Source organism: Achromobacter spanius (assembly GCF_002812705.1).
Taxonomy (GTDB): domain Bacteria; phylum Pseudomonadota; class Gammaproteobacteria; order Burkholderiales; family Burkholderiaceae_B; genus Achromobacter; species Achromobacter spanius.
Genome location: NZ_CP025030.1, coordinates 1,984,242 through 2,006,137, shown reverse-complemented (window position 1 = coordinate 2,006,137; position 21,896 = coordinate 1,984,242). Strand labels below are relative to the sequence as shown.

Genomic DNA, 21,896 nt, shown 5'->3' with positions numbered 1-21,896 from the left:
GGTTCTTGCCTGGGTCCTGCCGCGCTTCACCCATCCTACGTGCCTTTTGGGGACCTGTGGTTGGGGTGGGGCCGATCGCCATCGCGGCGGTGATCAAATCCCGCCGCCCCAAGGCGGACCGCCGCCTTATTTTCTTATTACGAGAATGACTTAGACGCTGATATCTGCTGCCTGTTACGGTTATGAATCCCCTTTTCCGCCGCCCCGCGCCGGGCGCGGAAGGGCTCAGACCGAGAAGACCACAAGGGCAGTAGACATGTACGTGTATGACCCCGTCGACCAGCAGCTTGTCGAGCAGCGAGTGGCGCAGTTTGCCGATCAGACGCGCCGCTTCCTCGACGGCCAGCTTACCGAAGATGAATTCCGCGTTCTGCGCTTGCAGAACGGCCTGTACATCCAGCGCCACGCGCCCATGCTGCGCGTGGCTATTCCGTACGGCATGCTGGCGTCGCGCCAACTGCGCACGCTGGCGCACATCGCGCGCAAGTGGGATCGCGGCTACGGCCACTTCAGCACCCGCCAGAACATCCAGTTCAACTGGCCCAAGTTGGAAGACGTGCCGGACATCCTGGCGGAACTCGCCACCGTCCAGATGCACGCCATCCAGACCAGCGGCAACTGCATCCGCAACACCACCACCGACCACTTCGCCGGCGTCGCGCCCGATGAACTCGTTGACCCGCTCGTCTGGTGCGAGATCATTCGCCAGTGGTCCACGCTGCACCCCGAATTCGCTTTCCTGCCGCGCAAATTCAAAATCGCCGTCAGCGGCGCCGTGCAAGACCGCGCGGCCGTGGGCGTGCACGATATCGGCCTGCAAGCCGTTGAACGCGATGGCACGCTAGGCTTTCGCGTGTGGGTCGGCGGCGGCATGGGCCGCACGCCCATCGTCGGCAAGCTGATCAACCCCTTCGTGGAATGGCAGCATCTGCTGACCTATCTGCAAGCCGCGCTGCGCGTCTACAACCTGCATGGCCGCCGCGACAACAAGTACAAGGCGCGCATCAAGATCCTGGTCAAGGACCTGACGCCCGAAGTCTATGCCCAGCAGGTCGATGAACAGTGGCAGCTCATCAAGGGCGGCCCCGACACCATCACCCAGGAATTCGTTGACGGCATCAAGGCCCGCTTCGTATGGCCGCAGTACGATGCCGCCGCCGCGCAAGACACCGACAACACCGACGCCCTGGCCGCCGGCGACAAGCGCTTTGCACGCTGGCTGCGCACCAACGTGCACGCGCACAAGGTCGCGGGATACGCCGCCGTCACCGTTTCGCTCAAGCCCACCGGCGTGCCGCCCGGCGACATCACCGCAGACCAGATGGACGCCGTGGCCGACCTGGCCGACGCCTACGGATACGGTGAACTGCGCGTCTCGCACGAACAGAACCTGATTCTGGCCGACGTGCGCCGCGCCCGTCTGCACGAGCTTTGGCAGAAGCTGGAAGCGCTGAACCTGGCCACACCCAACGTCGGCTTGTTGACCAACATCATCGCCTGTCCGGGCGGCGATTTCTGCGCGCTGGCCAACGCGGTATCCATCCCCGTGGCCGAAGCCATCCAACGCCAATTCGACGACCTGGACTACCTGTTCGAAATCGGCGAACTGGACCTGAACATCTCGGGCTGCATCAACTCCTGTGGCCACCACCACGTGGGGCACATCGGCATCCTGGGGGTCGATAAGGCCGGCGAAGAGTGGTATCAGGTCACGCTGGGTGGCCGCCAAAACGGCGCCGCCAAGCCCCTGCCCGACCTGGAATCCACCCGTGGCGGCGGCGCCGCCGTGGGCCGCATCATCGGCCCCTCGTTCGCGCGCGACCAGGTGCCCGGCGTGGTGGACCGCCTGATCCGCACCTACCTGGGCCTGCGCGACAGCGAAACCGAGCGCTTCATCGACGTGGTGGACCGCGTTGGCATCGACCCCTTCAAGCAGGACGTCTACGCCGATCCCGCCTTCGCCAAACCCGCACAAAGCGCCGAGCCCGCCCATGTCTGACCTCTACGCCCACGACGCCCCCGGCCCGCACCTGATTCTTGACGGCCGCCTGCAAGCCGATACGTCGCGCCCGTTCGTGCCCGAACCCGAAGTGGCCGCTGAAGGCCAGGTGCCCACGGACGAACCCGGCTGGGTCGTGCCGCTATCCATCTGGAAGACCTCGCGCGCCACCTTGCGCCGCCACGAACATCCCGTGGCCGTGCTGCTCGAACCCGACGCCGACCTGCATGACCTGCTTGACGCCGACGGCACCCTGAACCCGGCCGGCATCGCCTTCATCGCCGTGGACTTTCCCAACTACACGGACGGCCGCGGTTATTCGCTGGCGCAGTTGCTGCGCACGCAGTACCAATGGGCAGGCGAACTGCGCGCGGTGGGTGACGTCATGATCGACACCATCCACTACCAGGCGCGCGTGGGCTTCAACAGCTTCCTGGTCAAGCCCGGCCACGACCCGCACAAGGCGCTGGACGCCTTCAAGACGTTCACGGTGCACTATCAGAAAACGTATCGCGCGCCCCCGTCAGCAGCGGCCGCCTGATACGCCCGCGCGCCGCGCTACAGCCCGGCTTCGTCCTGCGCCAGGTGCGTGCGGATGAGCTCGGCAATGCTGCGCTGGCGCGTGGCCTGCATGCGGTCGATCACGCTGGACACGCTGACCGCCAGACGCGGATAGCCGCTTGCATCGCACAGCGCCACGCCGACGCCCAGCACCCCGGGCACGGCGGCGTTGCCCACCACCGACCAGCCTCGCCCCCGCGTGTTCTCCACCAGGCGCCGCATGTGCGCGGCGGTCATGCCGCCATAGGCGCTCAAGGCTTGCGCGTTTTGCGTCACCACATCATCGGCTTCGCCCGGCGGCAAGGCGGCCAATAGCGCCAGCCCCGCCGCCCCCACGCCCAAGGGCTGACGGTGGCCCACCGTAACCGCCAGCACCTGCACGGCGTAGTTGCCCACCTCGCGGTGCAGGCACAGCGAATCATTGGCCGCGCGGCAGATCAGGAAGGCCGAGTCGCCCGTTACATCGCTGATCTGGCGCAGTATCGGCCGCAGCCGCCGCACCGCCTGCGCGTGGGGGTCGTCCGCCAGCATCACCCCCAGCTCCGCCAAGCGCCAGCGCGGCGCATTTGGCTCGCGCAGGGCGTAGCCCTCTTCCATCAGCACATCCAGATAGCGGTAGACGGTGGACCGCTGCATTCCCGCCGCGCGCGCGATATCGGCCACGTGCATGCCCCCGGCCCCCGCCTGCCGCAACACCCCCAACACCCGCAGCCCACGGCGCAGGATGCGCGGGCCAGTCTCTTCCGATTCACGTTTGTTCATATTTTGGACACGCTGCGTTGATGACGCCCTCGACTGAGCCCAATATGAAAACGGGCAGACAAAGATCTGTCCAAATACTAGACAAACAGGACGGAGACAACAATGAAGACAATCACCAGGAGGCTGGCCGCCATCGCGGCCGCCCTGAGCGGCACGCTTGCCATCAATGGCGCTTCGCTTGCGGCCGCGCCCTATCCCGACAGGCCCGTCACCATCGTGGTGGGTTACGCCGCCGGCGGGGCCACCGACATCGTCGCGCGCTTGATGGCCAAGTCGCTGACGGAAGAGCTTGGGCAAAGCGTCGTCGTCGAAAACAAGACGGGCGCCAACAGCAATATCGGCGCGGAAATCGTGTCGCGCGCCACGGCCGACGGCTACACGCTGTACATGGGCTCCATCGCCAACACCATCAACCGCTCGCTGTACAGCCAGCTCAACTACGACTTCATCAAAGACTTCAAGCCGGTCGGCCTGGTCGCCACCATTCCCAACATTCTGGTGGTCAACCCCAAGGTGCCCATCAAGACGGTGCAGGAATACATCGCCTACGCCAAGGCCCACCCCGGCAAGCTGACCTGCGCATCGTCCGGCAGCGGCTCGTCCATCCACCTGTCGTGCGAGCTCTTCAAGATGGAAACCGGCACCGACATCCTGCACGTGCCGTATCGCGGCAGCGGCCCGGCCGTGGCCGATCTGCTGGGCGGACAAGTGGATTCCATGTTCGACAACCTGCCGTCATCGCTGCCGCATGTGCAGGCCGGCAAGCTGCGCGCGCTGGGCGTCACGTCGCCCAAGCGGTTGGATGCCACCCCCGATGTGCCCACGCTGGCCGAATCCGGCCTGCCCGGCTTCGACGTGGAATCCTGGTTCGGCCTGGTGGCGCCCGCCGGTACGCCCGACGCCGTCGTCAAGCGCTTGAACGAGGCCTTGAACAAGGCGCTGGCCAGCCCGGCAGTGCAGGCGTCCTACAAGCAGGCTGGCTTCTACGCGCCGCAGCCGCCGAATACCCCGCAGACCTTCAGCAAGAAGATCGACAGCGAAATCGACAAATGGGGCGCCGTGGTCAAGCGCGCCAACATCAAGGCCAACTAGGTTCAAGGAGCACAGGTGTACCCGATCGATTTTTTCTTCCGCGCCGCCGAGCAGTACCCGCAGCGCGTAGCCCTGGACGGCCCCGATGGCGTCGTGACCTACGCCGAACTCGCGGCCGACACGCGGGCGCTGGCGGCCGCCTTGCAAGACCTGGACCCTGCCCCGCAAACCCGCGTGGCCATCTGCGCGGGCAATTCCGCGCGGCACATCCTTGCCTTGCTGGCCGTGATGGCCAGCGGCAAGGTCTGGGTACCGCTCAACTACCGCAGCACCGAGCGTGAGATCGGGCGCATCCTGGACGCCACGGCGCCGTCGATCGTCATCGTCGACGGCGTCGGGGCGCCGCTGGCGGGCGCATCGGATGGCGCCCGCATCCATCTGGAAGACAGCGCGGAAGAACTGGCGGCGAGCGCGCTGCTCAAGCGTTATGCCGGGCGCGAACCCGTGCGCCACGACTTGTCACGCGATGCCAGCCAGGCCATCAAGTTCACGGGCGGCACGACCGGGTTGCCCAAGGGCGTGATGCAGCCGTACCGCGCGTGGAACGCGGGCATCATCAACCAGATCGCCAGCTGGGAACTGACCAGCGAAGATCGCTACGTGGTGTCCGCCCCCATCACGCACGGCACGGGCACCTATCTGCTGCCCATCCTGGCGCGTGGCGGCGCGCACCTGTTGCTGGACAGCGTGACGCCGGCCAGCATCACGGCGGCGTTTCGCGAACGGGGCGGCACGCTGAGCTTCATGCCGCCCACGCTGATCTACATGATCATGGCGCAGCCAGGCGTGTCGCGCGCCGACTTCCCCCGGCTGCGCAACCTGATCTACGGCGGCGCCCCCATGCCGCCCGAAAAAATCGACCGCGCGCGCGACTTCTTCGGCCCCGTGCTGGGCACCACCTACGGCCAGACCGAAGCGCCGCAGATCGTCACCGTGCTGCGCCCCGCGGACCTGGAAACGCCCGAGAACCGCGCCTCGGTTGGCCGGGTGACCTGGCTGTCGGACGTGGCCATCATGGGCGCCGATGGCGCGCTGCTGCCCCGGGGCGAGATCGGCGAAGTGGTGGTGCAAGGGGACCTGACCATGACCGGCTACTGGCGCCTGCCCGAGAAGACGGCGGAAACCGTGGTCAACGGCTGGCTGCACACGGGCGACACCGGCCTGATCGATGCGCGTGGCTACCTGTTCCTGAAAGACCGCCTGCGCGACGTCATCATCACCGGCGGCTTCAACGTGTATCCCGTGGACGTCGAGAACGCGCTGTCGGCACACCCCTCGGTGTACGAATGCTCGGTGTTCGGCTTGCCCGACGACAAATGGGGCGAGGCCGTGCACGCTGCCGTCCAGCTACAACCTGGCGCGCAAGCCGACGCCGACGCGCTCAAAGCCCATGTGCGCGCGCTGCTGGGTCCGGTCGCCACGCCCAAACAATTCCATTTCCACGACAGCCTGCCACGCTCCAGCGTCGGCAAGGTGTTGAAGAACGCCGTGCGCGACGCCGCGCAAAAGGAAACGCCATGAGCACCACCCCCGAAACCCGTCTTTGCGCCCACCACCTGACCGGCATGTCGTACCGGGACGTCGATCTGGTTGAAGACCTGATCGGCAAGAAGACGTTTACCGAAGTCATGATCATGCAGATCCTGGGGCGTGACGCGCGCCCCGTGGACATGCGCATCGTCGACGCCGTGCTGGTGACCTTGATGGAACACGGCATGACGCCCAGCGCCATTGCCACGCGCCTGATCTACATGAGCGCGCCCGAGAACCTGCAAGGCGCGGTCGCCTCCGGGCTGATGGCCGTGGGCAGCCAGTTCGTGGGCACCATGGAAAACTGCTCGCGCCTGCTGGACCGCATCAAGCAGGCGGCCGATGGACGCACCGAAGCGCTGGCCATTGCGCGCGAGTTCCGCGAACAGCGCCGCGCCCTGCCCGGCTTTGGCCACCATCTGCACAAGCCCGACGACCCGCGTTCGATCAAGCTGCTGGCGCTGGCCGAAGCCGAGCCGGATCTGGACGGCGCATCGCTGCGCGCGCTGCGCCTGCTGGCTAGCGCGGTGAACGAGACCTATGGCAAGCACATCACCATCAACGCAACGGGCGCGGTGGCGGCGCTGCTGAGCGAGATCGGCGTGCCCACCGACCTGATGCGCGGCTTCGCCGTCATTTCGCGCGCGGCGGGCCTGGTGTCGCACGTGGCGGAAGAACAGCAAAGCCCGTCGGGCCGCTACATCTGGGAAACCATCGACCACGCCATTCCCTATGTGGGCAAGGGCAAGACGCATCAGCAGGACGGCGAGGGCTCGGCATGACAGCCACGGACGCTGCCACGACCACCGAGGCCACTGCTACCAATGCCACCGCTGCCACTGGCAACGCACGCCTGGCAGGCAAGATCGCCTTGGTGGCCGGCGCCGGGGCGTCGGCCGCCGGCTGGAGCATCGGCCGCGCAAGCTGTGTGACGTTGGCGCGCGAAGGCGCGTCAGTGGTGGCGCTGGACGTGGACCTTGCGGCCGCCGAGGACGCCGCGCACCAGGTCGAACTGGCGGGCGGCAGCGCCTTGGCCGTGCAGGCAGACGTGGCCGACCCGGACGCCATGCAGGCCGCGGTGGACGCCGCGCTGCGCCGCTACGGGCGTATCGACATCCTGCAAGCCAATGCGGGCATCGGCAAGGTGGGCGGGCCGGAAGACATTTCGCTGGAAGACTGGAACCGCATCCAGCAAGTGAACGTGACCAGCCTGCTGATTGCCACGCGCCTGCTGGCGCCGCTGATGCGCCAGCAAGGCGGCGGGGCCATCGTCACGGTGTCGTCCATTGCGGGCATTCGCTACACCGGCTATCCGCACCTGGCCTATAGCGTCAGCAAAGCCGCGGTGATTCATTTTGCGCGCATGGCGGCGCAGCAATACGCGGCCGACGGCATCCGCGTGAATACCGTCATCCCCGGCCTGATCGACACGCCGCGCGTAGCGCAAAACGTGGCGCGCATGTTCGACCCCAACGACCTCCAGGCGGCGCTGGCCGCGCGCGACAAGCAGGTGCCGATGGGCCGGATGGGCACGCCCTGGGAAGTGGCGAAAGCGGTGGCCTTCCTGGCGTCGGACGATGCGTCCTACATCACCGGCACGGAACTGGTGGTGGATGGCGGGCTGACAGGCAAGTACGCCTGACGCGCAGTGCGTCAGGCGCGGCGCCCGTTGCAGGCGCCGCTTTTCGAAGGCAGGCGGGCGGCCCTGGTATGGCGTGTTACCAGGACGTGGAATACGCGCCCGGAAACTGCTTGGCCACAAACGCCTTCACCTCGTCCGACTGGTACGCCTTGATGAAGCGCGCGACGCGCGGGTCATTCTTGTTGTCTTCGCGCGTGGCGATCACCACGGCGGCGAACGGCGCATCCTTGCTTTCCAGCACCAGCGCGTCCTTGGCGGGCGACAGGCCGGCCGGGATGGCATAAGCGGAATTGACCGCCGCCGCGTCCACGTCCGCCAGCGAATGCGGCAACTGCGCCGCTTCGATTTCGATGAACTTCAGCTTCTTGGGGTTCTCGACCACATCGAACAGCGACGCGGTCACCGTGACGCCGTCCTTGAGGGTGATCAGCTTGGCCGCCTGCAACACCAGCAGCGCGCGGGCGCCGTTGGTCGGGTCGTTGGGAATGGCAACCTTGCCGCCTTGCGGCAGCTCGTCAAGCGACTTCAGGCGCTTGGAATAAATGCCCATCTGTTGCACCACGGCGGTCGCCACCGGCACGAGCTTGTAGCCCCGCGCCTTGTTCTGCGAATCCAGGAAGGGCTTGTGCTGGTAGATGTTCAGGTCCAGCTCCTTGGCGTCCAACGCGGCGTTGGGCTGGATGAAATCGCTGAATTCAATCAGCTTCACTTTCAGGCCCTGCTTGGCCGCCACCTGCTGCGCCACTTCACCGATTTGCGCGTGCGGGCCGACGGTGACGCCCACCTTCAGTTCGGCGTCCTGCGCCATGGCTTGGGTACCCGTGAATCCGAGCACGGCGGCAAAAATAGCGAGGGTATGGCGAAGGCGCATGGGAAGCTCTGCATGTAAAAAGAATGACCCGCGATTCTATGCAGCGCGCTACCAAACTGGAAGCGATGAATATTCATATTGATATGAGCCAAATCGTATAAAGCGCCGCCCCATGACAAGCCCGCCTCATGCGGACACAATAGCGGCTGCCTTCAATTACACGCCTTGCGCCATGTCCACCAACAACGAACTCCACCCGCACGCGCGCGCCCTGCTCGCTGACCACTACGCCGCCATCGATGCCGACCTGCCCGCGTTGCTGGACTTGCTGTTCGCCCGCAGCGCCGGGGAAGACTGGCACAAGGCCGGCACCTTCAAGCACCATCTGCTGGGCGTGTATCGCACGCTGGCGCTGTGGAACCAGCCGCGCGAAGTGCGCATGCTGGGTCTGTTCCACAGCGTCTACGGCAACGAATACGTGGACCTGACGCTGTTTGACCGCGAGCGTGAACGCTCGACCCTGCGCGAGGTGCTGGGCGAAGAAGCCGAAGCGTGGGTCAGCCTGTTCTGCGAGATGCCGCGCACGAAGTTCGTGCAAGCGGTGCTGGCGGGCCAGGGCGCGGGCAGCGAAGGCATGACGCTTGAAGGCGCTAACGGGCAGGTCTTTACGTTGACGCCACGCCAGGTTGCCGCGTTCATCGTCGTGTCCGCCGCCGACATCGGCGAACAATGGCATAGCTGGCAAGACGAGATCTTCGCGGGCTATCCGCAGCAGCAGCGCCGCGATTTGAAAACGAACTGGGCGTCTTCGCTGTGGCCCGGTCCGCTGAAGCCGCCGTCGAACATTCTGTCGATGCTGTCGCACCTGTTGGCGCCCTTGTCGCGCATGCCCGCCGATACGGGCATCCCCATTCCCCCGGCGTTCGACGCCTGCCGCGCCACGCTCAGCGCGCGCGACGAGGCGGCCGCCAGCGCGCTGTACTGGCAAGTCATCACGCGCATGCATCCGCTGACGGAAATGGACAGCGCGCGCCACCTGCTGGAAGCCGCCGTCGAACACAACCCCTGGGTGGGCGAGCCGCGCTTGCTGCTGGCGCAATTGGCATTGACCTCGGGTGATTTCGATGCGGCGCAAGCGCACGCGGCGGCGGGGCTGGCGGCCTTGCAAGCCTGGGGCACGGCGTGGGACAAGCGGATTGAGTGGGCGGGCTGGATGGCCTGGGCGCGCATCGAACTGCAAAACGCCCGTGCGCGCCAATGGCCGGAGAATCTGGCCGCGTTGAATGGCCTGGGGCTGGTCGAGTAACCCCGCGCGGCCGCGATGCAAACAGCCCCGCATGCGGGGCTGTTTCATTTTTCACGCTACATGGTCACGCTGGATGTGCACGCTACATGTGCACGCCACATGTTCACGTTACCGAGGCTCGTCGGCTACTTCATGCCTTCCCAGTGCGGGCCGGGCACGACGATGTCGAACAGTTCCAGCACGCGCGCCACGGTGTGGTCCACCATTTCTTCAATGGTTGCCGGGCGGTGATAAAACGCCGGCAGCGGCGGAAACACGATGCCGCCCATTTCGGTCACGGCGGTCATGTTGCGCAAGTGCGCCAGATTGAAGGGCGTTTCACGCACCATCAGCACCAGGCGCCGGCGTTCCTTCAAGGTGACGTCGGCGGCGCGTGTGATGAGGTTATCTGACAGGCCATGCGCCACGGCCGCCAAGGTGCGCATCGAACACGGCACGATCACCATGCCCGCCGTCTGGAACGCGCCGCTGGCCAGCGTGGCGCCCACATCGCGCACCGAGTGCACGTGGTCGGCCAGCGCATAGATATCGTGGCGGCTGACATCAAGCTCGTGCTTGATGTTCAACACGCCCGAGGCCGACACAACCAGGTGAGTCTCGACATCGTCCACGCCGCGCAAGGCTTGCAGCATGCGCACCGCGTAGAGCGCGCCGGTGGCGCCCGTGATGCCGATGACAAGTCGCCGCATGGGCGACTTAAGCCGTGGCGCCGGATTGCTCCAGCAGCGTCTTCAGTTCGCCGGATTCATTCATCTCGTTCATGATGTCCGAGCCGCCGATGAATTCGCCCGCGACGTAAAGCTGCGGGATGGTGGGCCAGCTGGAAAATTCCTTGATGCCCTGACGGACTTCGTCGTCTTCCAGCACGTTGACGGTAACCAGCTTCTTCACGCCACAGCCCTTCAGGATCTGGATGGCCTTGCCGGAAAAGCCGCATTGCGGGAATTGGGCGGTGCCCTTCATGAACAGCACGACGGGGTGCTGGGTCACGGTTTCGCGGATGAATTCTTGAACGTCGCTCATGGTGGTCTCTTGGACAGGCATAACGGAATACGCCAATTATAGGTACAGCGGAAAAAACGGCCGTAAATACCCGTAAAGCTGGGCGGATACCCGCCCCGCGCCGGGCTACTCGGGCGGGCTTTTCGCGGGTTTGCCGTAGTGGAAAACTGTAACAGCCGGGGCGGTCAACGCCCCCCGGCCGGCCAGCGCCCGCCGGATATTCTTTCAATGCCCGCCAGGTCGTGCCGGCTGTGCACCGATTCAAAGCCCGCATCCGCCAGCAAGCCGCGTACCGCCTGCGCCTGGTCCCAGCCATGCTCCATCCATAGCTGCGCGCCCGGCTTCAGGTGCGGGCCGGCGCCGGCCACGATGCGGCCCAGGTCTTCCAGCCCGCCCGCGCCATCGGTCAGCGCGCCGCGCGGTTCGAAGCGCAAGTCGCCCTGGTCCAGGTGCGGGTCGTTATTGGCTACGTAGGGCGGATTGGACACGATCAGGTCAAAGCCTTCGCCGGCCGGCACAGCGTCAAACCAGCTGCCTTCCACGAAACGCACCGAAGCGGTCAGATCCCAGGCGTTGGCCGCCGCCACCTTCAACGCGGCGGCACTGACGTCGGACGCCATCACGCGCGCGTCGCGGCGCGCCAGGGCGATCGATATCGCGATGGCGCCGCTGCCCGTACCCAGGTCCAGCACGGCCGGCCCCGCAATGCCCGCCACGCATTCCAGCGCGGTTTCCACCAGCACTTCGGTGTCGGGGCGCGGAATCAGCACATCAGGCGTGACGCGAAACCGGTGGCCCATGAACTCGCGATGGCCCAGCAGATACGCCATGGGTTCGCCGGCCAGGCGGCGCGCCAGCAAGACCTCGAACGCCGCCGCCACATCAGGCGCAAGCGGATCGGTGTCATGCGCCAGCAGCCAGGCGCGCGGCTTTTGCAACACGTGCTCAAGCAGCATGCGCACTTCCAGGCGCGGCAGGCGGGTGTCCAGCAGCAGGCTTTTAAGCTGGGGCGTCGTCATGGCGCCGCCTTAGATGTCGTCGCCCAGCGCCGCCAACTGCTCGGCCTGATGCTCGGCGATCAGCGCGCCGGTCAGCTCTTCCAGGTCGCCTTCCATGATCTGCTGCAGCTTGTACAGCGTCAGGTTGATGCGGTGATCCGTCACGCGGCCCTGCGGGAAGTTATAGGTGCGGATGCGCTCGGAGCGGTCGCCCGTGCCGATCAGGCTCTTGCGCTCGGCCGCTTCCTTGCTTTGGCGTTCGCGCGTTTCCTTGTCTTTCAAGCGCGCGGCCAGCACCTGCATGGCCTTGTCCTTGTTGCGGTGCTGCGAGCGGTCGTCCTGGCATTCCACCACCAGCCCCGTCGGCAAGTGCGTGATGCGCACGGCGGAATCGGTCTTGTTGATGTGCTGGCCGCCCGCGCCGCTGGCACGGAACGTGTCGATGCGCAGGTCATTGGCGTTGATGACGATTTCCGACATCTCGTCGGCTTCGGCCATAACGGCCACGGTGCAGGCCGACGTGTGGATGCGACCCTGCGCTTCGGTGGCGGGCACGCGCTGCACGCGGTGCGCGCCGGACTCGAACTTCAAGCGGCCGTAGGCGCCGTCGCCGTCAATGCGGGCGATCACTTCCTTGTAGCCGCCCAGTTCCGAGGCGCTTTCCGACATCAGCTCGACGCGCCAACCGCGCGTTTCCGCATAGCGCGTGTACATGCGCAGCAGGTCGCCCGAGAACAGCGCGCTTTCATCGCCACCCGTGCCCGCGCGAATTTCCAGAAACACGCTGCGTCCGTCATTGGGGTCGCGCGGCAGCAGCAGCAATTGCAGCGCGCTTTCCAGGCTTTCCAGCTTGCCTCGGCCCGATTTGATCTCGTCTTCGGCCATGGCCTTCATTTCGGGGTCAGACAGCATTTCCTGCGCGGTCGCCAGGTCTTCCTCGGTGCGGGCGAAAGCGGTGAAGGCCTCGACCACGGGTTCCAGCTCGGCGCGTTCGCGCGAGAGCTTGCGGAAACGGTCCATATCGGACGCGGTTTCCGGTTGGGCGAGCAATGCGTCCACCTCGATCAGGCGGTTACACAGATGCTCCAGCCGGCTGCGCATGGAAGATTTCATGGGGAATGACCAAAGAGAAAACAGGAATAGCGGGCGCCCACAAAGACGAACGCCCGCCAGGAGGCGGGACGTGGGGCAGATTCGCTAACGGCGGGAGTCGCGGCCGGGGAACAGGCGCGGCATCCAGGCAAGCAGTTGCTTGCGGTCGTCGCCTTCGCTGCGGTTCAACGCCGCCAGCGGGCCGTGCAGGTATTTTTGCGTCAGCCCGTGCGCCAGTTGTTCCAGCACGGCTTCGGGCGATTCGCCACGCGCCAGCAGGCGGCGCGCGCGTTCGAGTTCAGCGGCGCGGACGTCTTCGGCGGCCTGGTGCAGGTCGCGGATGACGGGCACCACTTCGCGGGACTGCATCCAGTGCATGAAGCCCTGGACGCGGGTTTCGATAATGGCTTCGGCCTGCACCACGGCGGCGCGGCGCGCGTCGGTGCCGGTCTGCACCAGGCGGCCCAGGTCATCCACCGAATACAGGTAGACGTCGTCCAGGCGGCCGACTTCGGGTTCGATGTCGCGCGGCACAGCCAGGTCGATCATGACCATGGGGCGGTGGCGGCGCAGGCGCGTGGCCCGTTCCACCATCCCCAAGCCGAGGATGGGCAGGGAGCTTGCCGTACAGGACACGATGACGTCGAATTCCGACAGGCGGTCCGTCAGGTCGGACAGCTTCATGGTGCTGGCCGAAAAACGGTTGGCCAGGATTTCTGCGCGCTCGGCCGTGCGGTTGGCCACGACCATGCTGCGCGGGCGTTGCGCGGCAAAGTGGGTGGCGCACAGTTCAATCATTTCGCCCGCGCCGATGAACAGCGTGCGGGCCTGGTCCAGGTTGCCGAACACGCGTTCGGCCAGGCGGACGGCGGCGGCGGCCATGGACACCGACTGCGCGCCGATGGCGGTTTGCGACCGCACTTCCTTGGCCACCGAGAACGTGCGCTGGAACATCTGGTGCAGCAAGGTGCCCAGCGACCCGGCTTCGCCGGCGGCGCGCACGGCGTCTTTCATCTGACCGACGATCTGGGTTTCACCCAGCACCATGGAATCCAGCCCGCTGGCCACGCGGAAAGCGTGACGCACGGCGTCGTCTTGGTGATGGCGGTACAGGTGCGGGCGCAGCGTGCCGGCGTCCAGGCGGTTGTGTTCAGCCAGCCAGGCGGGCAGTTGATCGGCGACGTGGCCGTCGGCCGCGCAATAGATCTCGGTGCGGTTACAGGTGGACAGGATGGCGGCTTCGCGGACGGAACCGCCGAATGCCGAACGCAGGCCTTCCAGCGCGGGCTTGACCAGATCGACGGGCATGGACACGCGCTCGCGAACCGAAACCGGCGCGGACGTGTGGTTCAGACCGAAGGCAAGGACAGCTACCGACATGTGGGATGCGTAAAAGACTGCCACGAAATAACTGGAAGATTATACCCCTGCGGGTTATCCCCAGCGCAGTTCCGCCCCCGCCGCGACGCTGCGTCGCACCTATCCGTGCCATTCACCCAACAGTCAGGGCGGAAACCCGGGCGGAAAAATAGTTGGCGATCTGGCCCCGCCTTGCTGGCGTGAGCCAAAAAAATTGTGTATAGTTGCGGACTTCGTTGGCCTGGTAGCTCAGTCGGTAGAGCAGAGGATTGAAAATCCTTGTGTCGGTGGTTCGATTCCGCCCCAGGCCACCAAAAGAATTATTGGGATTGCGGTAGCAATATCAAGTCCCAAAAAAAGCCCAGCCGCCGCGCTGGGCTTTTTGCACCGTGTACGTGTTGGCCTGGTAGCTCAGTCGGTAGAGCAGAGGATTGAAAATCCTTGTGTCGGTGGTTCGATTCCGCCCCAGGCCACCAAAGATTCAAGCATTGAGCCCCGCCATTGGCGGGGCTTTTTGCGTTTGGCGCTGCCCTTCTTTCTAGCGATGTCTTTCTTATCATCGAATCCTAATCTTGTCGTAATCTTATCGAAATCTTGTCAGGTGATAGGTTTTGAGCGCGAATCTTGTCACCGTGACAAGATTCGCGCCCGCCCCTCCAGGGCGGACAGCGCTACGCTGGCGCACGCGCGGTGCCTAGCTTGCAAAATATTACAGACCCGCGAAATAGCCCGGGACGAGGTCTACAATCGTCGCTATGAAACCCGCCGACAATCTTCGCTTCGCTCTCCGCGACCGCATCAATGGCGTTGATGTGGGGCCGAAGGCTATTCCGCTCAGTTTGCTTGGCGAATTTCAGAAAGAGGTCAGCGACTTCCTGCAAGGATCAACCCGAGAGGTCAACCCTGCCGAAGTGCTGGTGTCGATAGAAGAAGGGTCTCTGGTTTTCGTCGCCGAGGGGTTGTTGGCGGCTTCGATGCTCTGGGCGGATATGGAACGTCTGGCCGCGCCAGATTCTCTCAACGCCATCGACCCCAGGCGAGCTGCCGTCATTGAGCGTTGGCAAGCTCAGGCCCGTAACAACCCTCATCGCGTTTACGCGCTTGAGGACACCGCCCGGCGCCCTCTCACGATCATCAATGCCCAATCAGACTTCAAACAATCGATCGATATCTGGGTAAAGGTTGAAAAATACCTGCACGGAAAAATCGTGGACTGGGGCGGCAAGACCAAGGCAAATGTTCATCTTGTGCTTGAAAACGGCAAGTCGCTAACGGTTTCCGCTACTCAACAGTTGCTCGCACAAGAGAGCGAAAACCGTCTCTATCGTCCGGCCTTGCTGCACGTGACGGCTGAAGAGAATTTGCGCACGGGCGAACTGCGCAATTTGAATCTGCGTTCGTTCGAGGTGCACCACCCTGCCTACGACGAAGACGAATTCCAGCAGATGGTACGCAAAGGCACCGCCGCCTGGTCGGACGTACCCGACGCCACGCGATGGGTTGAATCACTGCGGGGCGACGACTCATGACGGTATGACCCCGCGGCCTTCCGACTGGACGGCCAGAAGGGATTCGACCTAAGCGACGAACCCTAGAGCGGGTTAACATTGCCTCTGCTCCGGGGTGCACGCCAGTGCTGAGAATCAAACCCGCGAACTTGACCCGGTTCATGCCGGCGTAAGAAGAGCATTCGCCCTGCCGCGCCTTTTGCGCCGCTTGCGCGGGCGGGCTTCGGAGCTTCCCTGTATTGGAATCAACGAACGCCCATGAACAACGCCGCCCCGCCCGTCGCGGAACTCCTCGAATTCATTGCCCAGAACGGCTGCACCGACGCGCAGTTCGATCAGCTCGCGCTGCGGCTGTTTGCGTATCAGTATGGCACCAACGCCGCCTACCGCAGCTTCTGCCAGCGCCGAGGCGCCACGGTGCGCAATGTGAAGACCTGGAGCGATATTCCCGCCGTGCCCATCGACGCCTTCAAGGCGATGGAACTGCGCTGTGAACCCGCCCGCCCCGACGAACGCGTTTTCATGACCAGCGGCACGACGCGCGCCGATATGCGCGGGCGCCACTTTCATCCGCACCTGGACGTCTACGACTTGTCCATGACGCGCAACTTCGCCGCCCGCGTCATGCGGGGCACGCCGCGCTTGCCGATGGGCATCTTGTTCCCGGACGAAGTCGCCATGCCGAATTCGTCGCTGGCGCATTATCTGGCGCTGGCCAAGACCGCGTTTGGCACCGACGACAGCCGCTATTTCATGTCGCCGCAGGGCATTGATCTTGATGGCTTGTGGCGCCGCCTGGAAGCCGCCGAGCGCGATGGCGCGCCCTACGCCCTGCTGGGCGCCAGCTTCAGCTTCGTGCATGTGATCGATGCGCTGCGCAAGGCAGGCCGAACATTCCGCCTGCCGCCGGGCAGCCGCATCCTGGACACCGGCGGCTACAAGGGTCAGTCGCGCGAATTGCCGCTGGACACGTTCTATTCCGAACTATCGGACCTGCTGGGCGTGCCGCGTGCGCTGTGCATCAACATGTACGGCATGACCGAACTCAGCACCCAGTTCTATGACGACGGCAACGCCACGGTCCCTTCCGTGAAATCGGGGCCGCACTGGATTCGGTCGCGCCTGGTGGACCCGGCCACGGGGCGCACGGTGCCGGCTGGCGAACGCGGCATCCTGGCGCATTGCGACCTGGGCAACTTCAATTCCGTCAGCACCATCCTCACCGAAGACGTGGGCGAACCCGCCGATGGCGGCTTCCTGTTGCTGGGCCGCGCCGAGGGCGCACAGGCCAAAGGTTGCTCGCTGGCGGTCGAAGAATTCATTCAGTCCACGCGGCCATGAACGTGCAACGGATCGAAGCGGGCTATCTGCCGGGGCTGGCTTCGGCCGACGTCCAATGGCAGACGCTGCCCTTCGAGCAGGACGGCCAGCGCGTGGACGTCGCCGTGCCGGTGGTGACCGCCTTGCAGATGCAGGCGCTGGCCCAGCGCGTCCAACAGGCCAGCGCGCAGCATTTGAAGACGATGACGGTGTCGGAAATCATCAACGTCATCGACCGCGCCATCGCCCGACTGCTGGACCCCAGCGACCCGTACCGCCGGCAAGCCGACGCGCTGCTGCCGATTGTCAGCGGCTACGACGCGCAGATGGTGCGGCTGGGTCTCACCGGCTTATTCAAGACGTTCCGCGCGCCGCAACTGCACCGCTTTGTGGCCGAGGACTTCGCCAACCCCAAGGTGCTGGACGGCTTTCAGGCTGCGCCCAAGGGCGGCGCGGTACGTGCCTACGGCCCGCAATTGCTGGTGCATAGCTGGGCGGGCAACGTGCCCGCGCTGGCGTTATGGAGCCTGGTTTGCGGGTTGCTCGTGAAGGCGGGCAATATCGGCAAGCTGCCCAGCGCCGAGCCGCTGTTTGCCGGCTGGTTCGCGCGCCTGCTGGTCGAGGTGCACCCGCCGCTGGCCGACTGCCTGGCCGTGGTCTGGTGGCGCGGCGCGGGTGATGAAGATGCATCCGCGCTGTACGCGCAGGCGGACACGGTGGTGGCTTACGGCGGCAATGACGCACTGCATGCCATCCAGCGCCGCCTGCCGGTCACGGCGCGCTTTCTTGCGCATGGGCACAAGCTGGGCTTTGGCGTGGTCAGCGCCGCCGCGTTGGATGCGCTGAAGGCGCCCGCCCTGGCGCGCCGCGCGGCCTGGGATGTGGCGCGTTACGACCAGCAGGGTTGTTATTCGCCGCAGGTTTTCTACGTGCAGCGCGGCGGCCAGGTTTCACCGCGCGACTTCGCCGGGTATCTGGCAGGCGAGCTCTCGAATCTGCAACAGCGCTTTCCGCGCCGCGCGCTGGACCTGGCGGAGTCCGCCGCGATTGCGAAGTGGCGGCAGAGCATCGAATGGCAGTTGCCGGATGGCGGCGCCGATGCGCTGATCGGCGACCCCGACGCGGCATGGAGCGTCTCGTACACCGATGCCGCCGCGCCGCTTGCGCCCACGGCCTTGCAACGCAGCATCGTGGTGGCCGGCATCGACACGCTGGATGACGTGGCGCCGTTCGTGGCCGCGCACAGCCGCTATCTGCAAACGGCGGGCGTGGCGGCCACGCCCGAAGAACTCTACCGTCTGGCCGACCAACTGGGCGCGGCGGGCGTCACCCGCATCAGCGCCATCGGCGCGATGAGCGTGCCCGAAGCTGGCTGGCATCACGACGGCCGCTTCAACCTGCTGGATCTGGTTCGCATGACGGAAATCGAACAGTCCGCCGAAACTGCCGCCGACCCTTACGCGTCGTACGAACCATGATTGCCGACCCGTCCCGGCCCTTTCTTCACATCGAAGGGGCGGTCTACACCTACCCCGGCCGCGCGCCCATCGTGAACGGCATCGACTGGCGCCTGCAAGCCGGCGGCTTTCATTGCCTGGTTGGCCGCAGCGGCTGCGGCAAGACGACGCTGCTGAAACTTGCCGCCGGCCTGCTCAACCCGCAATCCGGCCGCGTCGTGCTGCAAGACGGCACGCCCGCCGCGCCCGGCCCGCAACTGGGTTATGTGTTTCAAGCGCCCACGCTGCTGGAATGGCAACGCGTGATCGATAACGTGCTGCTGCCCGTGTCGCTGCAACGCCGCCCGCTGCCGGAAGACCTGGAACGCGCGCACGGTCTGCTCGCCATGCTGGGGCTTTCCGACCACGCCCAACACTATCCCCGCCAACTATCCGGCGGCCAACAAAGCCGCGTGGCGTTGGCACGGGCGCTGATTCTTGAACCGGCCTTGCTGTTGCTGGACGAACCCTTCGCCGCGCTGGACGCCATCACGCGCGGCGAGCTGCAAGACGACCTGCTGCGCATGTGCCGGCTGCGCAACACCACCGTGCTGTTCGTCACCCACGACATCAGCGAAGCGGTGTACCTGGGCGACCGTGTGACTGTCATGCATCAGGGCCGCATGCTGGCCGACCTGCCCGTGGACCTGCCCGCGCCGCGCACGCAAGCCATGCGCCATGGCGCGGCATTCAATGCCGCCTGCGCCCAAGTATTTGCGTTCATGAACGGGGCGCGCCCATGAAGCCGACCGCCATCAAAGCGGCGACCCAAGCCGCCAATAAGGCCGCCGCTGAAGCCGCCGACCCCGCCATCCCCCAGGCCGCCCCCCACGCCACGATCAAGCCCCGCCTGCTTGCCCTGGCGCTGCTGGTCTTGCTGCTGGCCGTCTGGGAAATCACCGTGCGGCAGGTGGGGATATCGGCACTGGTGCTGCCCGCCCCCTCGGCCGTGGCGAAGATGTTGTGGATCAGTCTTGCCACCGGCTACCTCTGGCCCCACATCGGCGCAACGCTTGCCGAGATGCTGCTGGGCCTGGCGATCGGCGGCGCGGCGGGGCTGGGCATCGGCGTGGCGCTGGCGGAATCCGCCTTGCTGGACCGCGTGCTCAAGCCCTATGTCATCGTCAGCCAGGTGGTCCCCAAGCTGGCGCTCGCGCCGCTGTTCGTGCTGTGGTTCGGCTTCGGCATGGCGCCCACCGTGGTCATGACGGCGCTGATCTGCTTTTTCCCCTTGATGGAGAACACCCTGACCGCCCTGCGGCAGGTCGACCCGAACCGGCTGCAACTGTTCCGCATGCTGGGCGCGTCACGCACGCAGACCTTGTTGCGACTGAAGCTGCCCGCCGGCCTGCCCGGCATTCTGGCCGGGCTGCGCGTGGCGCTGGTGCTGGCGCTGGTGGGCGCCGTGGTGGGCGAATTCATTGGCGCCAGCCGGGGGCTGGGCGCGGTCATCATCGCCGCGCAAGGCATGATGGACACGCCCCTGATGTTCGCCGCGCTGACCGCCATCGCCGTCATCGGGCTGCTGGGCTATCAGGCCACGCTGCTGCTGGAACGGCGCCTGCTGCGCCCCTATGCCGATCAATCATGACCATCTTCGAGACCCCTTCCATGCCTCCCCATCCGACCCGCCGCGCCCTGTTGACGGCCGCCGCAAGCCTTGCCGCCGTGTCACTGGCGCCGCTAGCCGCTCGCGCCCAGGGCGCCCAGAACGCCGCATCCGGCAAGGTCACCCTGGCCGGCTGGAGCAAACCCATCAGCGAAATCACCAACCTGCTGGCCGAACCCGACAAGGGCTTCTTCAAGGCGCAGGGCGTGGAACTGGTTTACCTGCCCGGCGCGGGCGGCGGCGACGCCATCCGCAACATACTCAGCGGCCAGGCCGACGTGGCCTTCACCGACCCCGGTTCGTTCTTCATGGCCTTGGACAAGGGCGAGAAGCTGCGCGCCATCTACGACATCTATCCGCAGAACGTGTTCAACGTGGTGTCGCTGAAGTCGGCCAACATCACGCGCCCCGCCGACCTGAAAGGCAAGCGCATCGGCGTCTACAGCCTGGCCAGCGGCACCCGTCAGAACCTGTTGGTGATGCTGCATCAGGCGGGCCTGACCGAAGCCGATGTGGAAATCGTGGTGACCGGCGTGCTGAACTTCGCGCCGCTACTGCAAGGCCAGGTGGACGCCACGGCCGCCACCGACACCGGCTTGCTCGTGGGGCGGCGGCGCGGCCTGGGCGAGGTCAACGTCATGGAAGTGCGCGACACGCTCAACGTGTCCAGCGACCTCTTCGTGGTGCGCGAAGCGGTGTACCAACAAAAGCAGCCGCTGCTGCGGGCGTTTTTGAAGGCGTATCGCGACAGCGCCGCGTGGATGATCGCCCAGCCGGAAGAAGCCGCCAGCCTGGCCGGCAAGCGCGCCATTGACGGCACCGACCGCGCCATCAGCCTGGAGGTGATCCGGCTGCGCAACGCGGCCTCGACCGCCGTTGGCCGGCCGCTGGGCACGTTCGATCTGGACTCGCTGCAAAAGGCCGCCGACGCCTACCGGGCGCTGGGCCTGATCGACAAGCCCATCGACATCGCAGCCGTGGTCGACACCGGCCTGCTGCCGGGAGACTGACATGGACACCCCAAAGAAATTCGCAGGCAAGATCGTGCTGGTAACGGGCGCCAGCCGAGGCATCGGTGCCGAGATCGCGCGCGGTTTCGCGCGCGAAGGCGCAACGGTGGTCGTCAACTATCTAAGCAATGCCGATGCGGCCGACGCCGTGGTGGCGCAATGCCAGGCGGCGGGCGGCGACGCCTGGGCCGTGCAGGCCGACGTGGGCTCGCCGGACGCGGTGCGCGCCATGGTGGACGGCATCGTGCAGGACGCCGGCCGGCTGGACGTGGTGGTCAACAACGCCTTTCGGCCATACGCTTTCGACCCCCGCCAGCGGACCGCGTTCGACGCCCTGTCGTGGCAGCACTACCAGTCGCAGTTCGATGGCTCGGTGGGCGCCGCCTTCAACGTCTGCCACGCCGCGCTGCCGCATTTCAAGCAGCGCGCCCAGGGCTGCATCGTCAACATCGCCAGCAACCTGGTCGAGCACCCCGTCGTGCCGTACCACGACTACACCACCGCCAAGGCCGCGCTGGTGGCGTTCAGCCGCAACCTGGCGGCGGAACTGGGCCCCTACGGCATCCGGGTCAATTGCGTGGCGCCCGGCCTGGTCTACCCCACCGAAGCCAGCGGCGGCACCCAGGAGTCGTTCCGCGATGCCTTGATTGCCGCGACGCCGCTTCGCCGCATCGCCCGGCCCGAGGACGTAGCCGGCCCGGTGCTGTTCCTGGCGTCAGACTGGAGCGGCTTCATGACCGGGCAGGTGCTGTTCGTGGACGGCGGACTGGTGATGCGCTAGAGTGGCTTAGCCCCCGGT

21 protein-coding genes, 2 tRNA genes and 1 riboswitch are annotated in these 21,896 nt (G+C 65.7%); of the genes, 16 read left to right on the top strand and 7 right to left on the bottom strand.

Annotated elements, in window-relative coordinates; translation table 11 throughout:
• Positions 1 to 256 precede the first annotated feature (256 nt).
• Both CVS48_RS09140 and CVS48_RS09135 read left to right on the top strand, forming a co-directional pair.
• Positions 257 to 1,999, top strand: coding sequence for a nitrite/sulfite reductase (locus tag CVS48_RS09140; protein ID WP_100854164.1), 1,743 nt, complete (start codon positions 257 to 259; stop codon positions 1,997 to 1,999).
• Positions 1,992 to 2,540 carry a DUF934 domain-containing protein gene (locus tag CVS48_RS09135; protein WP_100854163.1) on the top strand — a complete coding sequence of 183 codons (549 nt, stop codon included), beginning with the start codon at positions 1,992 to 1,994 and terminating at the stop codon, positions 2,538 to 2,540. The genes CVS48_RS09140 and CVS48_RS09135 overlap by 8 nt, the downstream gene beginning before the upstream one ends.
• Before the next feature lie 17 nt (positions 2,541 to 2,557).
• Here CVS48_RS09135 and CVS48_RS09130 read toward each other — a convergent pair whose 3' ends face one another.
• Complete coding sequence (locus CVS48_RS09130) at positions 2,558 to 3,322, bottom strand: IclR family transcriptional regulator (RefSeq protein ID WP_100854162.1); 765 nt, start codon at positions 3,320 to 3,322, stop codon at positions 2,558 to 2,560.
• 102 nt (positions 3,323 to 3,424) lie between these two features.
• On the opposite strand from CVS48_RS09130, the gene CVS48_RS09125 reads away from it, so the two are divergent.
• The 4 genes from CVS48_RS09125 to CVS48_RS09110 are packed head-to-tail and all read left to right on the top strand — an operon-like array spanning position 3,425 to position 7,586.
• A complete protein-coding gene (locus tag CVS48_RS09125) occupies positions 3,425 to 4,414 on the top strand; it encodes a Bug family tripartite tricarboxylate transporter substrate binding protein (protein WP_100854161.1) in 990 nt (329 codons plus the stop codon).
• 15 nt (positions 4,415 to 4,429) lie between these two features.
• Positions 4,430 to 5,935 carry a class I adenylate-forming enzyme family protein gene (locus CVS48_RS09120; protein WP_100854160.1) on the top strand — a complete coding sequence of 502 codons (1,506 nt, stop codon included), beginning with the start codon at positions 4,430 to 4,432 and terminating at the stop codon, positions 5,933 to 5,935.
• The gene (locus tag CVS48_RS09115) at positions 5,932 to 6,726 is read left to right on the top strand and encodes a citryl-CoA lyase (RefSeq protein WP_100854159.1); all 795 of its coding nucleotides are present in this window, start codon (positions 5,932 to 5,934) and stop codon (positions 6,724 to 6,726) included. Before CVS48_RS09120 ends, CVS48_RS09115 begins: the two co-directional genes overlap by 4 nt.
• The gene (locus tag CVS48_RS09110; RefSeq protein ID WP_242001333.1) at positions 6,723 to 7,586 is read left to right on the top strand and encodes an SDR family NAD(P)-dependent oxidoreductase; all 864 of its coding nucleotides are present in this window, start codon (positions 6,723 to 6,725) and stop codon (positions 7,584 to 7,586) included. Before CVS48_RS09115 ends, CVS48_RS09110 begins: the two co-directional genes overlap by 4 nt.
• Positions 7,587 to 7,662: 76 nt before the next feature.
• On the opposite strand, the gene CVS48_RS09105 is transcribed toward CVS48_RS09110, so the two are convergent.
• Positions 7,663 to 8,457 carry a MetQ/NlpA family ABC transporter substrate-binding protein gene (locus CVS48_RS09105; protein ID WP_100854158.1) on the bottom strand — a complete coding sequence of 265 codons (795 nt, stop codon included), beginning with the start codon at positions 8,455 to 8,457 and terminating at the stop codon, positions 7,663 to 7,665.
• Between the two features lie 172 nt (positions 8,458 to 8,629).
• Between CVS48_RS09105 and CVS48_RS09100 the strand changes: the two genes are divergently transcribed.
• A complete protein-coding gene (locus CVS48_RS09100) occupies positions 8,630 to 9,703 on the top strand; it encodes a DUF6817 domain-containing protein (protein WP_100854157.1) in 1,074 nt (357 codons plus the stop codon).
• 125 nt (positions 9,704 to 9,828) lie between these two features.
• On the opposite strand, the gene CVS48_RS09095 is transcribed toward CVS48_RS09100, so the two are convergent.
• From CVS48_RS09095 to hemA, 5 genes are all read right to left on the bottom strand, one after another.
• Complete coding sequence (locus CVS48_RS09095; protein WP_100854156.1) at positions 9,829 to 10,392, bottom strand: UbiX family flavin prenyltransferase; 564 nt, start codon at positions 10,390 to 10,392, stop codon at positions 9,829 to 9,831.
• A gap of 7 nt (positions 10,393 to 10,399) precedes the next feature.
• Positions 10,400 to 10,726: a Grx4 family monothiol glutaredoxin gene (gene grxD, locus CVS48_RS09090; RefSeq protein WP_006227137.1), complete on the bottom strand. Its 327-nt coding sequence runs from the start codon at positions 10,724 to 10,726 to the stop codon at positions 10,400 to 10,402.
• A 164-nt stretch (positions 10,727 to 10,890) separates the two neighbouring features.
• Positions 10,891 to 11,724, bottom strand: coding sequence for a peptide chain release factor N(5)-glutamine methyltransferase (prmC, locus tag CVS48_RS09085; RefSeq protein WP_100854155.1), 834 nt, complete (start codon positions 11,722 to 11,724; stop codon positions 10,891 to 10,893).
• Positions 11,725 to 11,733: 9 nt separating this feature from the next.
• Entirely contained in the window at positions 11,734 to 12,816 is a 1,083-nt protein-coding gene (gene prfA, locus CVS48_RS09080) for a peptide chain release factor 1 (protein ID WP_100854154.1), read from the bottom strand.
• Positions 12,817 to 12,900: 84 nt separating this feature from the next.
• Positions 12,901 to 14,175: a glutamyl-tRNA reductase gene (gene hemA / locus CVS48_RS09075; RefSeq protein WP_046803238.1), complete on the bottom strand. Its 1,275-nt coding sequence runs from the start codon at positions 14,173 to 14,175 to the stop codon at positions 12,901 to 12,903.
• Positions 14,176 to 14,392: 217 nt separating this feature from the next.
• Here hemA and CVS48_RS09070 point away from each other — a divergent pair.
• The 9 genes from CVS48_RS09070 (at position 14,393) to CVS48_RS09030 (ending at position 21,878) form a co-directional block, all read left to right on the top strand.
• Positions 14,393 to 14,468: transfer RNA gene (locus CVS48_RS09070), tRNA-Phe, on the top strand.
• An 86-nt stretch (positions 14,469 to 14,554) separates the two neighbouring features.
• Positions 14,555 to 14,630, top strand: a tRNA-Phe gene (locus tag CVS48_RS09065).
• A 279-nt stretch (positions 14,631 to 14,909) separates the two neighbouring features.
• Positions 14,910 to 15,683: a hypothetical protein gene (locus tag CVS48_RS09060; RefSeq protein ID WP_197723158.1), complete on the top strand. Its 774-nt coding sequence runs from the start codon at positions 14,910 to 14,912 to the stop codon at positions 15,681 to 15,683.
• An 80-nt stretch (positions 15,684 to 15,763) separates the two neighbouring features.
• Positions 15,764 to 15,855, top strand: a riboswitch (TPP riboswitch).
• Positions 15,856 to 15,920: 65 nt separating this feature from the next.
• Positions 15,921 to 17,003 (top strand): LuxE/PaaK family acyltransferase, encoded by a 1,083-nt coding sequence (locus CVS48_RS09055; RefSeq protein WP_100854153.1) that lies wholly within the window; start codon positions 15,921 to 15,923, stop codon positions 17,001 to 17,003.
• Positions 17,000 to 18,460, top strand: coding sequence for an acyl-CoA reductase (locus CVS48_RS09050; protein ID WP_100854152.1), 1,461 nt, complete (start codon positions 17,000 to 17,002; stop codon positions 18,458 to 18,460). The genes CVS48_RS09055 and CVS48_RS09050 overlap by 4 nt, the downstream gene beginning before the upstream one ends.
• A complete protein-coding gene (locus CVS48_RS09045) occupies positions 18,457 to 19,221 on the top strand; it encodes an ABC transporter ATP-binding protein (RefSeq protein ID WP_100854151.1) in 765 nt (254 codons plus the stop codon). The genes CVS48_RS09050 and CVS48_RS09045 overlap by 4 nt, the downstream gene beginning before the upstream one ends.
• Positions 19,218 to 20,069, top strand: a complete 852-nt coding sequence (locus CVS48_RS09040) for an ABC transporter permease (RefSeq protein ID WP_242001334.1) — start codon at positions 19,218 to 19,220, stop codon at positions 20,067 to 20,069. The genes CVS48_RS09045 and CVS48_RS09040 overlap by 4 nt, the downstream gene beginning before the upstream one ends.
• A gap of 20 nt (positions 20,070 to 20,089) precedes the next feature.
• Complete coding sequence (locus CVS48_RS09035) at positions 20,090 to 21,097, top strand: ABC transporter substrate-binding protein (RefSeq protein WP_100857574.1); 1,008 nt, start codon at positions 20,090 to 20,092, stop codon at positions 21,095 to 21,097.
• Position 21,098: 1 nt separating this feature from the next.
• On the top strand, positions 21,099 to 21,878 hold the full coding sequence (locus CVS48_RS09030; RefSeq protein WP_100854150.1) for an SDR family oxidoreductase: 780 nt from the start codon (positions 21,099 to 21,101) through the stop codon (positions 21,876 to 21,878).
• Positions 21,879 to 21,896 lie beyond the last annotated feature (18 nt).